This is a genomic window from Oculatella sp. FACHB-28, assembly GCF_014696015.1.
Classification (GTDB): Bacteria; Cyanobacteriota; Cyanobacteriia; order Elainellales; family Elainellaceae; genus JAAUTN01.
The window spans coordinates 88,455-101,956 of the sequence record NZ_JACJPJ010000090.1 but is presented as its reverse complement, the minus strand read 5'-3'; the positions used below and the strand labels follow the sequence as shown (position 1 = coordinate 101,956).

Here is a 13,502-nt window from a genome sequence, read left to right as displayed (position 1 = left end):
AGCATCAGATGCCGCTTATATCCGTAGTGATTCCAGTCTACAACGGCGAGAAAACGATTAAAGAAACCGTAGAGTCGGTTTTAAATCAGACCTTCTCAGACTTTGAACTAATTGTCATTAATGACGGCTCTCAAGATTTAACCTTAGAAATTCTTTCCAATATTTCAGATTCACGTCTCAAAGTTTTCTCCTATTCCAATGCTGGGTTAGCGGCTAGTAGAAATCGTGGCATTGAACAGGCTTCTGGTGAATATATTTCTTTTATTGATGCAGACGATCTCTGGACAGCAGACAAGCTAGAGGCTCAACTCAAGGCACTACAAGCAAATCCTCAAGCGAGTGTTGCCTATAGCTGGACAAACTGGATTGATGAATCAAATCAATTTCTGCGATCGGGCGGACACATTCTGGCAAGCGGTCAGGTTTATACAAAATTATTAATTAGAGACTTTGTTGAAAGCGGCTCCAATCCATTAATTCGTAAGCACGCTTTAGACACGGTAGGCGGGTTTGATGGCTCCGTTCCTGGCGTTGAAGATTGGGATATGTGGCTTCGTTTGGCTGCACGTTATGAGTTCGTCGCAGTCCCGTCTCCTCAAATTCTGTATCGAATTTCTGCAAATTCCATGTCTACAAATGTGTGGAAAATGGAGAAATCGAGTTTGCGAGTGATTGAAAAAGCTTTTGCTGAAGCTAGCCAATCTTCAGAACTGGATTCTTCAACTGCCTTAAAGCGAAAAGTTTTAGGGAGTCGCTATCAATACTTGACTTTGAAAGCTTTAGAAGGCAACTTAGAGCGACGCAAAGGGTTAGCTTCGGTGAGATTTTTTGGGATGGCGATCGCCAACGATCCTACCTGGTTAAAAAGACCCAAACTAATGGCAATTATTCTATTCAAAATCATGGTAGCTACCCTGCTGCCTCAATACCAAACCAGAAGGCTGTTAACAGCTATTAGAGCCTTACGCCAAAATCAAGCGCCTGCTTGATTCTACTGTTTGGTGCTGGTTTCCACATGAAGCTGCGCAATTTGAAGTATGTCTCGCTTACACGAGACATACTTCAAATTGCGCAGCCTTAAAGAGAACGGGTATAAGCTTTAATACGCCTGGAAGACTCCGCGCAATTCACCTGCCCGGTTCATCTGAGTGTGGAGGTCTACGTATAAGTTGCCGCTTGATAAAGCCTGTAGTTGTTCCTGAGTGAGCGTATATTCACCGGAGAATCTACCCTTTAGCTGACTCGCATCAGGAGTAACATCTAGAGCGTACTGAAATGCTCCGTTGGTAGTAGATTCGCCCTGGTGAATGTGGACTCCAGAAGTGATGTTTGGATTGGGTGGATCGAGGGGATCTGTTGCATAATCCCTTAAAGCGCTGGACAGGTTGCTAAAGTCTCCTTTTACGATTAGGCGATCACCTACCAAAACTGCCCCTGCTGCACCAAAAGCCGAAGAAGATGGAGCTGTTGGCGCAATCACATTGTTTTTATTCAAAACAGCAACGTAGCGCATAATTGGGCCAGCGGTTGTATTTTGAGCCATAAGGATATCGTCGGTTTCACGCAGATTTGCCACTAGCTGCTGATTGATCAAATCAAGATTTGAAGCCTGGAATGCTTGAGGCGTGCTAATAGCAGAATTGCTAAAAGATGGCGTTGAGGAAAGGTTGATGAGCAATACGCAAGCGACTACACCAAGGAGAAAGTTGAATAGAATCTGTCTTTTCCTGTTCATTGTTTGCCTAGCTGAGAAGTGATGGATTCAGCTAGTAATACGAACTTAAAGACGAGATGGATGCATGGAGATTTAGGGCTTCATTAGTGCATGTCATAGCCAAACAGATTGGGATCAACATCGCCTAACTTCAAGTCCGCCAGTCCATATTCTGCCCAACGCCGCTCAACCATTGCCGCTGTGTCAGCGTCAGATTCCAGTGGAGCACCCCATGCATGATCGGTTTCTGGCGGAATTTTGGTTGTTGCATCAATGCCCATGCGTCCGCCCAGTCCAATTTTTTCGCTGGCAAAGTCTAGAGTATCAAAGGGCGTTTCAGGCAAAATGAATACGTCTCGCACCGGATCGACTTTTGAGGTAATTGCCCATACCACCTGTCGGGGATCGCGGATATTGATGTCTTTATCCACCACGATCACGAATTTGGTGTAAGTGAATTGGGGCAAAGCGCTCCAGAAGGCGAGTGCAGCGCGACGAGCCTGCCCCGGATAGGCTTTGTCAATGGAGATGATTGCTGCTTTGTAGCTCAATGCTTCCATTGGTAGGAAGAAATCTACGATTTCGGAGACTTGCTGCCGCAAGATAGGTGTGTAGATGCGGTTGAGGGCGATCGCCATCATTGCTTCTTCCTTAGGCGGACGACCACTAAACGTCGTCAGATAAATCGGATCTTTGCGGTGGGTGACGCAGTGAAACCGCACCAGAGGCGAATCTTCAACGCCACCGTAGTAGCCCATGTGGTCACCAAACGGACCATCTGGCAGCATTTCGCCAGGTGTAATCGTGCCTTCCAAAACAAACTCTGAATCGGCTGGCACTTCCAAATCAACGGTTTTACATTTCGCCAGATTTACGCCAGAGCCGCCATAGAGTCCAGCAAATAGCCACTCCGACAGGTCTACTGGAATCGGGGTAGCGGCTGCCATGATAATCAGGGGATCAACACCGAGGGCGATCGCCACTTCCAGTTTTTTACCCCGTTCCGCTGCCTTTCGCAGATGCCTCGCCCCACCCCGCACCGATAGCCAGTGGACGGTCATCGTATTTTTAGACTGAAGCTGAAGTCGATACACACCGACATTAGGAATTCCCGTCTCGCAGTCTTTTGTAATCACCAGTCCTAGCGTGATGATCTTTCCCGCATCGCCAGAATAGGGACGAATCATTGGAATCTGATTCAAATCCAACTCTTCACCCTTGACCACAACCTGGTGGCAGGGGGGCAGAAAATCTCGCCCTGGCTTAGCTTTCACCACGTCAAATAGAACTTTGCCAAACTCGATCGCCTGAGAAATTTTCTTGGGTGGCTTAGGCTGCTGCAACATACCCAGCTTTTTGCCTAAATCCTCCAATTCTTCAGGACGCTCCATCTTCATAGCCCAGCAGATGCGCTCGACCGTGCCCATCACATTCACCGCGACGGAGTAGGGAGAGCCTTTCACATTCTCAAACAGCAGTGCTGGTCCGCCCCGCTGCAACATGCGGTTGGCAATTTCAGCAATTTCTAAATCAGGATCGACTGACGCCTTGATCCGGCGCAGTTGCCCCCGCTGTTCAATCTGTTTGAGGAATTCTCGTAAGTCTCTCGCCATGATGAAGCAATGTAAAGCATCTGCTCCCATTATGAGGCTTCTAGCACCAGAGGGCGGTGAGACTTCTTAAAATAGAACGGCAAAGCTGTAAGCTATAAACCTTAAAAGCTGGCTGTCAAACAGTAATCTTGAAAGATTAGCCCAACTATTTCTCTAACCCCTAGCCAGTATGACGAGTGCCGAACCCCTGCTTCAGGTTGAGGATGTCTACGCCGGATACATTCAGGATCTCGACATCCTTCAGGGTGTGAATTTCAAAATTTATCCAGGTGAATTGGTCGCGGTGATTGGACCCAACGGGGCAGGAAAGTCTACGCTGGCGAAAACGATTTTTGGCTTACTGACTCCGCACCGAGGCAAGATCAACTTCAAAAGCGAAAACATTGCGGGTTTGAAGTCTAACCAAATTGTGCAACGCGGCATGTGCTACGTGCCCCAGATCGCCAATGTGTTCCCCTCGCTGACGGTTGAAGAAAACCTGGAAATGGGGGCATTCACCCGTAGCACGTCGCTAAAACCGTTGAAACAGCAAATTTTTGACACGTTTCCAATTTTGGCTGAGCGGCGGCGACAGCGGGCGGGCACCCTTTCTGGCGGCGAACGGCAGCAGCTTGCAATGGGGCGGGCATTGATGCTGCAACCGGATCTACTATTGCTAGATGAACCGTCTGCGGCTCTTTCTCCACTGCTGGTCAACAGCGTGTTTGAGCGAATTCAGCAGATTAACCAGACAGGAACGGCGATCGTGCTAGTTGAGCAGAACGCTCGAAAAGCTTTGGCAATGGCAGATCGGGGTTATGTTCTGGATACAGGGCGCGATCGCTTTGAAGGACCTGGTCCTGACCTGCTCAATGATCCAAAAGTCGGTGAACTCTACCTGGGCGCAACGACTGCTCATTAAATTCCATTAATGTCGCGTACCGTGCTTCAGATCAACCCTGACCACTTGCAAACTATCTTTGCTCATGCCGAACGCACTTACCCTGAAGAGTGCTGTGGGTTGCTGTTGGGTCAGGTTGAGCCTCAAGCTTCGGCGAGTCAAACTGAAACTCATAGGCTGGTGGAAGTTTGGGCGACTGAGAACACCTGGAATGCTGAGGCGGAAGCTGAAATGCGGGCGATTGCCTCTGAAACCGCTACTCATCCCCTCACCAAAGACCGTCGCTACTGGATTGATCCCAAAGAAATGCTAGAGGCGCAGCGCTACGCCCGCAGCAAGAATTTAGATATTGTGGGAATCTATCATTCTCATACAGACCACGCAGCAGTGCCTTCAGAGTGCGATCGCCTCTGCGCCTGGCCACACTACTCGTATCTGATTGTTTCCGTCCAGCAAGGCAATGCCCAAGACGTTCTATCCTGGAGATTGGACGAGAAACGACAGTTTCAATCCGAAGAAATTTTGACGGTCGCCCCCGCAAGCCCGTAAAATTCCATTCTCTACAGTTCGCTAGTTCTAACAGTTCGCCCTTTTACTGACCACTACTGTCTTCTGCCATTGCCATGCTAAATCCCAATCTGGAGCAAATCCAGCTCGACCGAGACGAATATGAACGCTATTCCCGTCACCTGATCCTGCCGGAAGTAGGATTAGAGGGACAAAAGCGGTTAAAAGCTGCCAGCGTACTGTGCATCGGCACAGGCGGTTTAGGCTCACCACTGCTGCTGTACCTTGCCGCCGCCGGGATTGGACGCATCGGCATCGTCGATTTTGATGTAGTCGATCACTCCAACCTACAGCGTCAGGTGATTCACGGCACGTCCTGGGTCGGCAAGCCCAAGATTGAGTCCGCCAAAGCGCGAATTTTAGAAATTAACCCCGCTTGCCAGGTCGATCTTCACGAAGTTCGCCTCTCTTCTGAAAATGCGCTGGATATCGTTGCGCCCTACGACATTGTGGTAGATGGCACCGACAACTTCCCCACTCGCTACCTGGTCAACGATGCCTGCGTTTTGCTTAACAAGCCCAACGTCTACGGCTCGATCTTCCGCTTTGAGGGTCAGGCAACGGTGTTTAACTATGAGGGCGGACCCAACTACCGCGACCTCTATCCCGAACCACCCCCACCCGGACTGGTGCCCTCTTGCGCTGAGGGCGGCGTGTTAGGAATTTTGCCGGGAATTATCGGCGTAATTCAGGCAACTGAGACGGTCAAAATCATTCTAGGACAGGGTAAAACCCTGAGCGGACGGCTGTTGCTGTACAACTCACTGGATATGACCTTCCGGGAGCTAAAGCTGCGTCCCAATCCTGTGCGCCCTGTGATCGAAAAACTAATTGACTACGAAGAATTTTGCGGTATCCCCCAAGCACAAGCAGCAGAAGCGGAGGAAAAAGCAGGTATGTCAGAAATGAGCGTTACGGAGTTGAAGCAACTGCTCGACAGCGATGCAGACGACTTTGTGCTACTGGATGTTCGTAATCCCCACGAATACGAGATTGCCAAAATTCCTGGTTCAGTCCTGGTTCCCTTACCGGAGATCGAAAATGGTGACGGAGTCACCAAAGTCAAAGAATTGCTCAACGGTCATCGGCTGATCGCTCATTGCAAGATGGGCGGTCGTTCTGCCAAGGCGCTAGCGATTCTGAAGGAATCTGGAATTGAAGGAACCAATGTCGTAGGAGGCATCACTGCTTGGAGTCAGGAAGTTGATCCTTCCGTTCCACAGTATTAAGCAAATCTCCAAAGGCTCACCTTGAGTATGGCGATCGCCCAGTCTCAGCCTCCAGCTTTTTGGAAGCTGCTGATTGTTGATAATGGGCTGGCGATCGCCCTCAAACCGCTAATGGGTAGACTTTCTAACTAAGTACAGCACTGGGTTGGAACTCAGTTCCCAGTGATTGTAGTCGGGGTGGAGATCGCTTTCCTTGCTGCTACCTTCCGTGTATTTATCAGCAGACCTCAAATCCATCAGTTGGTGAAACCATAAGAACCACCGGTTTAATTACTCCCTTCCTGGTTAAAGATTAGGTACTAAAAGATTCAGGGATGCCCCCTCGTTAAGCGAGGGGGCATCCCTGAATCTTTTAGTAGGAAAGAAGTAGGTTGCTTAAGTTAGGAATCAACAGTGGGGTAGAATCAAGTTTCTCCAAATTCATAGGGCAGCAATGCTAGCAGCTTTACTTTATGGTCAGGAAGATTTACGGCTAGAGCAGGTAGCTGACCCAACTCCGACAGCGGGTGAGGTCGTGATTCAGGTGACAGCAGCAACCACCTGTGGCACTGATCTAAAAGTTTGGCGCAGAGGCGGACACGCCAAAATGCTGAAACCCCCAACGCTGTTTGGGCATGAAGCAGCCGGACGGATTGTGGCTTTGGGAGAAGGCGTAACGGGTTGGAAAGTGGGCGATCGCGTCGTTGCCAACAACTCCGCCCCTTGCATGACCTGCTTTTTCTGTCAGCGTCGAGAATATTCCCTTTGCGCCAATCTCACCTTCAACAATGGCACCTTTGCGGAGTACTTAAAAATTCCAGCGGCGATCGTACAGCATAACCTTCTGCCTATCCCGGAAGGCATGTCTGACAAACTAGCTGCCATGACCGAACCGCTTGCCTGTGTCCTGCACGGGGTTGCTCGTTCCAATGTGAAACCTGGCGATCGGGTCGTAGTTTTAGGTGATGGGGCGATCGGCTTAATGTTTGTCGCAGCCCTGATGCAGCAGTCTGCCAAAGTGTTTTTGTTTGGTGGTAACGACCAGCGGCTTAAGGTTGGCGCAAAATTTGGTGCCGTTCAAACCTTCAACTATCGCTCAATCCCAGATGTACCTGCTGTAGTACATGACTTGACCGACGGGTGGGGAGCTGATGTCGTGATTGAAGCAACTGGAGTACCTAGCGTTTGGGAAATGGCGATCGCCTGCGCCCGTCCTGGTGCCACAGTCAACCTCTTCGGCGGTTGCCCTCGTGACACGACTATTAGCGTTAACACGGAGCAGCTTCACTACAGCGAACTTACCCTAAAAGGTGTTTTTCACAACACGCCCGAATACGTCCGAGCCGCCCTAGCTTTTCTATCTAGTCAGGTTCCTTTTGATCTACTTGTCAGTGAAAGTCAGCCACTTCAACAGCTAGAAAAAGTTTTTCAGGACATGAAAGACCGCAGAGTGATCAAAGTTGCGATTGAACCGGGCGCTACCGAAGCATAAGTTTTCTTCCGCAGGAGAATCTTTATTTCAATTTAATAAGTAGCTGCTTGTTTCTAAGGTATAAAAGTTAGATTCGATTGGAGTGATAGTACTGAAATTTATCCAAGCTCAATTTTTAGGAGCAAAACAGTGGCTGAAACAGAGTGGTTTACGCCTCACAGCTCAAAGGAACTGTTTCACACCTATGATAAATCTCAAGCTACAGGCTACTTAGACAATCAAATTACTGTCGGGAAGCAGTTCAACATCAAGCTGAAAACCGCCAGGGTAACGAAGAATTATGATGAGGAATTATCCCTTGGTGATGGTAAAGATAATGACCTACTTATCCTTTCCAACACCCATTTAGAAGGACAACCTAAAATTCAGCGCATCCACTACTACGAAAACAATGTAGAGCGTGGCAAAGTTTTGGATGATTTTCCATCTGAAGTTGTCTTTTCCTGCAATAGCTATCAGGAAGGAACCCTCCTCTTCGGAATAGAAATTCTAGAGATCGACGATCTAGACAGTGACCAGCGCAGCAAGCTAAAAGGCTTTTTTCAAGAAACTGCAATCACTAAAGCTAGTCAGGTTTTTCCAGTCATTTTTCCGTACGTCAAGGTTGGTGCTAAGGTCGCCGGAGGACTTTGGCAACTGTTTGGCAAACCTAATCAAAAGCCTTATTCAGGAGTCTTAGAAGAAGACGTTTGCCTATATGCATCAGGCAGAATCACTGCTAACACGAATAGTGAAGAGGGTCCTTTGCGCTACGGAAAATATACCCTTGTCAATAAAGCAATCGATGGAAGTCAATACGAATTAGATCGGTACAAGCTCCAGCTAAAAAGCGAACCTGATAAGGTAGAAAAAGATTTAGCATACGCCGTTTTATCGCTTGATGAAGGAATAGCTTCCAGCGAAGATTTTGAAACTCCTACTCGTGTTGCAACGTTATTAGCAGAAATTAACGGCAATGACTCAGAACAAATGAGCAGCTCAATTGATTACTTTAGTAAGAAGCTTGAGCCATATTGGAATTTCAAAGACCTTGAGACTTATCTAAATCTCCTGGAGCGTGAAAGAAGTCGAGAGGTACTTTCTCCTCAAGAAACAAAGTTGAAAGAAGAAATTTCTAGACAACCTGCCCTACAGCGCTTTCTGTCATTTTTACCTGAACGATCGGGCGATCGCCCCTAATTCACCTTTAACCTGTCTTTAATCCACTGCCCTAAATTCAAAAGTCTTTGCAGCTGTTAGAGGTGATTCAAAGTTTAAAGATTCTGTTTGCTCCAAGTTCATCTTCAAAGCAACGATTTGAATGCCCAAACAATTCTGGTAAAAGCTGACTGTAAAAGTACAGCTACTTTCTGCTATGAGCACAATTTTGTCACTGACAGCCTGAATTTCACCTGCACTCCTCCACTTGTGTAACAGCGAAGTGGGAATGCTATCTTTATAAATTTTTTGCTTGCACAGCCTCCTTGTAGTTAAGCACTTTGGACAGAATTTAATTCCTGAGTTGGCATCAAAGCCTCCATTTTCAAGCTTCCCTTCACACACTCTTCAAGCTTCTACGGTGTTCAAGTCGGCAAAAATCGACCAAAACTGAATTAGAGCCTTTTTGTATCTACACCCCATCGCTACTGTGCAAACTCCCACTCTTACCTCATCCCCTTCGCTCAACATGAGTAATTCGATCGCAGAGATTCCGTTTGTTGACCTGACACTTCAGCATCAGCCAATTCAACCTCAACTAGAAGATGCGATCTTGAACGTTGCACGACGGGGCGATTACGTCATGGGCAAAGCCGTGACGGAATTTGAATCTAATTTTGCGACTGCTTGTGGAGCTAAGTACGGCGTTGGGGTCGCCTGCGGCACGGATGCGATCGCTTTAGGTCTACAGGCTTGTGGCATTGGGCAGGGAGACGAAGTGATCTTACCTGCCAATACATTTGTCGCTACCCTAATTGGAGTTCTACGCAGCGGCGCAACGCCCATTTTAGTAGATTGCGATCCAGAGACAGCTCTACTTGACCTGATAGCAGCCGAGAAAGCGATTACACCGAAGACACGAGCCATTGTTCCAGTTCACCTATATGGTCAGATGGTTTCCCCAAGCCAATTGTTGGACTTAGCTAGCAGTTATGACTTGCTAATTTTTGAAGATGCGGCACAGGCACACTTAGCTGAGCGTGAAGGATATCGGGCGGGGTCTGTAGGGATTGCGGCTGCATTTAGCTTTTATCCCAGCAAAAACTTGGGAGCGATGGGAGATGGGGGAATGCTAGTCACCCAAGAACAATTGGTCGCTCAAACCATGCAGTCTTTGCGCAATTACGGCGCGCCGCGCAAGTACTACCACACTGACTACGGCACCAACAGTCGTCTAGATACTCTGCAAGCAGCTGTGTTGAACGTTAAGCTGCCCCATCTGCCGCTGTGGAATGGCGATCGCAACCAAATTGGACAACATTACGATGCGCTACTCAGCCCATTGCGATCGCAAGGTATCGTCCCCATCAAGAATTTAAGCGACGGTGGACACGTCTACCATCTTTACGTGGTGCGCATCACTGAAGATTGCCCTATCGATCGTTCTACTCTTCAAACAGAGCTTGCAGCACGAGGCATTCAAACTGGAATTCACTACCCTCTGCCCTGTCATCTTCAACCCGCTTTCCAATATTTAGGTTATAAATTGGGTGACTTTCCTCATGCCGAGGGGCTATGTGAGCAAATTCTCTCGCTGCCTATGTACCCCGGTCTTAGCAGTAGCCAAGTGAATCAAGTCATTAACGCAATTGAGGAGTTAATCAAAACTCCTGCGCCGTTAGTCTTTCATCCCCCCGTTCAACCTCATAGTTCACTGGTTCCAGGATAAGCTATGCAAATCAGGCATCAACTTCCCCTACCGATCGGACGCTATGCCCTCAGTGGAGCTGTACTGGGGTTACTGCTGCTCATGTATGTCCCCCTGCTACTCCACTGGGTTGATGGGTGGCTCAACAAAAGTATCAGCATTGAGCATGAATATTTTAGTCACGGCTTGATCGGTCTACCATTTGCAGCCTATCTGGCTTGGAGCAACCGCAACCGCTGGCAGCAATTATCTGACACGCCCCATTTAGCTGGAATCGTTCTGTTGCTGCTAGGAGTTGCCTGTTATCGGAGCAACCTGACTGACTTAATCAATCTTTCCTTACCTATCATTTTGATGGGGCTCTGTCTCTGGCTGAAGGGAATGCCAGGATTACGACTCCAAGCATTTCCCCTACTGCTCGTATTTCTAGCAACTCCGACCGAAATTCCTTACCTATTAGCGCCTTATACTCTACCGCTGCAAAGCTTCATAGCTGGGACAGCAGGCTTTATTCTGCAACAGATTGGTATGGATGTTAGGGTTGACCAAATTTATCTCTTCGTCAACAATCGCATCGTTGAAGTTGCTCCTTATTGTGCTGGGTTAAAGATGCTGTTCACAAGCCTCTATGTAGGTTTGCTTCTGCTTCATTGGACAGGCGCTTTAGCTTCCCGTGCCAAGACATTCTGGTTCTTTGCAGGCATCATTTTTGTTAGCGTTAGTGCCAATATTTTTCGCAATACGTTGCTGACCTTCTTTCATGGCACTGGTAGGGAACAGGCTTTCGCATGGCTGCATGAAGGGTGGGGAGGTGATCTTTACTCGGCTGCAATGCTGGGACTGTTAGTTTTTCTGTTGAGAGGGATTGAAGCCTGGATTCCTGATGATTCTGATATCGTCGATGCTGCAGAATCTTAAGCTTCCCGATTTGACCGAATATGCCGGAATATGAATTTATTGGGTTAATTTTGAGCTATGTTGTCCCTTTCCAAGACTTCCCCGCGATCGCAGCTTCTCAGAATGCTAGTAATTCTGTTTATTTTGGCGATCGCCGCTATTCCTGCCATTTCCACTTACTTCACAGGGAGTTGGGTTTGGAAAGGTTTACCCGAAGTTCCAAGATTAGAGCAGCTTAGAGCAATTGAGCAGGAAGGGCTTGTTTTACCTGAATGGCAAACTCTTAACCAGGAAACCGTTGAGATTGGCGGACAAGATTGGTCAGTCCAGGCGATCGCTCCTACCAATCAAGTTGTTACTGAAACTAGCTCTCAAGCACCTATATTTCTCATGCTGCGCCCTCAGACTTGGCAGCGCGACCAACCGCAGGTAGAGTGGATGGATATTAATGGGGTGCAACGGTGGACTGCGGATTCAAAGCGTCAGATCAAATTTGAAGCGCAAATACCGTCAGGACAGCTCTCTGATAGCAGTTCAATAAAATCTGCTCAAGTTGAGGCTCGCTTTTTGAGAGGCTGGAACCAGAGACAAACCTATGCAGTTTTGCAATGGTACGCCTGGTCAGATGGTGGTAATCCGGCTCCTAGCCACTGGTTTTGGGCTGATCAACGCTCTCAATGGCGTAATCGCCATCGAATGCCCTGGGTTGCAGTCAGCATTCTGATTCCGATTCAGCCTTTAGGGGATATTGAGCAAGTTAGAACCTTGGCAATCACTTTAGGTCAAACTGTGCAGTCAGCGCTTATGCAGAACGCTTTGAGTGCGGAATCATGATTCAGGCAACTGTGGTTGTTGAAGTCTGACAACTCAGGAACCAAGACCATGCGAACCAGTCTTTTGATGCAACACTCTAAATCTTTCTAGTTTATAAACCTACAAGCTCATAGCTGGAGCCTAATCCTGTTAAGACCCATGCCTCAAGTCTTACCTTATCAACCTATTCGTCGTTTTACTGCCCTGGCGTTTGTTGGCTTATACTCTTTAGCCTCAGTTCTTTCAAGCGCTGTTTTGTTCTGGGTCATTGACTCTAGCACTTCCTCCCTTGTCGCACTCGGTCAAACTCAATCTGAGCAGCCGTCTACCAGTGCTGATCCGGATGCTGAAGAACTTTTAGAGGAAGCAAGAGAGCGGCTCATAGACCGTGGAGAAATTCTAAATCCGGATCCTGAAACTGATTCAGGCGTCCCGCTCAATCAACTCTCCCCCGAATTTGATGCCTACCGTCTTGGACCAGGAGATGCAGTTGCTGCAACTTTACCCTTCTATCCAGAGCTTAACTTTCAAGTAACGCTTGACCTAGAAGGTAACGTTATCGTCCCTTTGGCGGGCGTACTTTCCTTGAAAGGGTTAACTCTTCAACAAGCTACAGATAGAATTCAAACAGCTTTAAATCGCTACGTCATCAACCCTCAGGTTGATTTGATTTTAACGACCCAACGTCCTGTTGAAGTTACCATCACCGGCGAAGTCGTTAGACCAGGGGTTTATCCTTTAGCAGCGCCCCAACTTACAACGGCTCTGCTCTCGGCTGGAGGCACAACTCGACTAGCTGATTTGAGAACGGTCAGAGTTCGACGTACCTTGACAGATGGATCGGTAGTTGAACAGAATATTGATCTCTACACCCCCTTACGAGAAGCTAATGGTGTTCCGGATGTAAGGTTAGCGGATGGCGATTCAATTATTATTCCAACCCTGACATCGGATGCGATCGCCGATTACGATCGGAACCTCATCGCCCGTTCCACGATCTCTCAACAGCAAATCGTCGTCCGTGTTCTAAATTACTCGGCCGGAGGAAGGGCAGTACCCGGAGCCATCAGTAGCATTACTCTACCCAGCAGCAGTCACTTCCTGGATGCTCTAACTACTATTGGCGTCAGTCCAAGCACTGCAGACCTGGGTGAAGTTGCCCTAGTTCGATTTGACCCTGAACAAGGCAGAGCGATCAGCCAAGAGTTGGATGCGAAAGAAGCTCTATTAGGAAATGCATCCCAAGATCCCCCCCTTGAAAACAACGACGTTATTGTCGTAGGTCGAAACTTTGTGAGTCGTATTACCTATGCGCTTAATACTGTCACGCAACCTTTCCGAGATGTTCTAGGATTCCTACTATTTTTTGATTCACTAGCTGATGGAGCGAACGACCTATTCGGTCCTGGCGACGATGATGACAACTAGAGCCATCTTCTATTCCTGATGCTAGAGTTTAATGACCCAAAGCTT

At 48.0% G+C, this 13,502-nt stretch carries 12 protein-coding genes; 10 read left to right on the top strand and 2 right to left on the bottom strand.

What is annotated here, in order from left to right; all coding sequences use genetic code 11:
- Window positions 1–8 precede the first annotated feature (8 nt).
- A complete protein-coding gene (locus tag H6F88_RS23595; RefSeq protein ID WP_190645174.1) occupies window positions 9–989 on the top strand; it encodes a glycosyltransferase in 981 nt (326 codons plus the stop codon).
- 110 nt (window positions 990–1,099) lie between these two features.
- On the opposite strand, the gene H6F88_RS23590 is transcribed toward H6F88_RS23595, so the two are convergent.
- Window positions 1,100–1,735: a CHRD domain-containing protein gene (locus H6F88_RS23590; RefSeq protein ID WP_190645173.1), complete on the bottom strand. Its 636-nt coding sequence runs from the start codon at window positions 1,733–1,735 to the stop codon at window positions 1,100–1,102.
- Window positions 1,736–1,818: 83 nt separating this feature from the next.
- Window positions 1,819–3,327 (bottom strand): UbiD family decarboxylase, encoded by a 1,509-nt coding sequence (locus tag H6F88_RS23585; protein ID WP_190645285.1) that lies wholly within the window; start codon window positions 3,325–3,327, stop codon window positions 1,819–1,821.
- A gap of 169 nt (window positions 3,328–3,496) precedes the next feature.
- Between H6F88_RS23585 and H6F88_RS23580 the strand changes: the two genes are divergently transcribed.
- From H6F88_RS23580 to H6F88_RS23540, 9 genes are all read left to right on the top strand, one after another.
- Window positions 3,497–4,228 carry an ABC transporter ATP-binding protein gene (locus tag H6F88_RS23580; RefSeq protein ID WP_190645172.1) on the top strand — a complete coding sequence of 244 codons (732 nt, stop codon included), beginning with the start codon at window positions 3,497–3,499 and terminating at the stop codon, window positions 4,226–4,228.
- Between the two features lie 9 nt (window positions 4,229–4,237).
- Entirely contained in the window at window positions 4,238–4,756 is a 519-nt protein-coding gene (locus tag H6F88_RS23575; RefSeq protein ID WP_190645171.1) for a M67 family metallopeptidase, read from the top strand.
- Window positions 4,757–4,830: 74 nt separating this feature from the next.
- Complete coding sequence (gene moeB, locus H6F88_RS23570) at window positions 4,831–6,003, top strand: molybdopterin-synthase adenylyltransferase MoeB (protein WP_190645170.1); 1,173 nt, start codon at window positions 4,831–4,833, stop codon at window positions 6,001–6,003.
- Window positions 6,004–6,436: 433 nt separating this feature from the next.
- Entirely contained in the window at window positions 6,437–7,474 is a 1,038-nt protein-coding gene (locus tag H6F88_RS23565) for an alcohol dehydrogenase catalytic domain-containing protein (RefSeq protein ID WP_190645169.1), read from the top strand.
- Window positions 7,475–7,603: 129 nt separating this feature from the next.
- Window positions 7,604–8,653: a hypothetical protein gene (locus tag H6F88_RS23560; RefSeq protein WP_190645168.1), complete on the top strand. Its 1,050-nt coding sequence runs from the start codon at window positions 7,604–7,606 to the stop codon at window positions 8,651–8,653.
- Between the two features lie 487 nt (window positions 8,654–9,140).
- Window positions 9,141–10,340 (top strand): DegT/DnrJ/EryC1/StrS family aminotransferase, encoded by a 1,200-nt coding sequence (locus tag H6F88_RS23555; protein ID WP_190645284.1) that lies wholly within the window; start codon window positions 9,141–9,143, stop codon window positions 10,338–10,340.
- A 3-nt stretch (window positions 10,341–10,343) separates the two neighbouring features.
- A complete protein-coding gene (crtB, locus tag H6F88_RS23550; protein ID WP_190645167.1) occupies window positions 10,344–11,237 on the top strand; it encodes a cyanoexosortase B in 894 nt (297 codons plus the stop codon).
- Window positions 11,238–11,294: 57 nt separating this feature from the next.
- Window positions 11,295–12,050, top strand: a complete 756-nt coding sequence (locus H6F88_RS23545; RefSeq protein WP_190645166.1) for a cyanoexosortase B system-associated protein — start codon at window positions 11,295–11,297, stop codon at window positions 12,048–12,050.
- 138 nt (window positions 12,051–12,188) lie between these two features.
- Complete coding sequence (locus tag H6F88_RS23540) at window positions 12,189–13,457, top strand: polysaccharide biosynthesis/export family protein (protein ID WP_190645165.1); 1,269 nt, start codon at window positions 12,189–12,191, stop codon at window positions 13,455–13,457.
- Window positions 13,458–13,502: the final 45 nt, after the last annotated feature.

Excerpts from the sequence above, each read along its gene's own strand:
- H6F88_RS23595 (WP_190645174.1), top strand. The coding sequence starts at position 9 with ATGCCGCTTATATCCGTAGTGATTCCAGTCTACAACGGCGAGAAAACG.
- H6F88_RS23590 (WP_190645173.1), bottom strand. The coding sequence starts at position 1,735 with ATGAACAGGAAAAGACAGATTCTATTCAACTTTCTCCTTGGTGTAGTC.
- H6F88_RS23585 (WP_190645285.1), bottom strand. The coding sequence starts at position 3,327 with ATGGCGAGAGACTTACGAGAATTCCTCAAACAGATTGAACAGCGGGGG.
- H6F88_RS23580 (WP_190645172.1), top strand. The coding sequence starts at position 3,497 with ATGACGAGTGCCGAACCCCTGCTTCAGGTTGAGGATGTCTACGCCGGA.
- H6F88_RS23575 (WP_190645171.1), top strand. The coding sequence starts at position 4,238 with ATGTCGCGTACCGTGCTTCAGATCAACCCTGACCACTTGCAAACTATC.
- moeB (WP_190645170.1), top strand. The coding sequence starts at position 4,831 with ATGCTAAATCCCAATCTGGAGCAAATCCAGCTCGACCGAGACGAATAT.
- H6F88_RS23565 (WP_190645169.1), top strand. The coding sequence starts at position 6,437 with ATGCTAGCAGCTTTACTTTATGGTCAGGAAGATTTACGGCTAGAGCAG.
- H6F88_RS23555 (WP_190645284.1), top strand. The coding sequence starts at position 9,141 with ATGAGTAATTCGATCGCAGAGATTCCGTTTGTTGACCTGACACTTCAG.
- crtB (WP_190645167.1), top strand. The coding sequence starts at position 10,344 with ATGCAAATCAGGCATCAACTTCCCCTACCGATCGGACGCTATGCCCTC.
- H6F88_RS23545 (WP_190645166.1), top strand. The coding sequence starts at position 11,295 with ATGTTGTCCCTTTCCAAGACTTCCCCGCGATCGCAGCTTCTCAGAATG.
- H6F88_RS23540 (WP_190645165.1), top strand. The coding sequence starts at position 12,189 with ATGCCTCAAGTCTTACCTTATCAACCTATTCGTCGTTTTACTGCCCTG.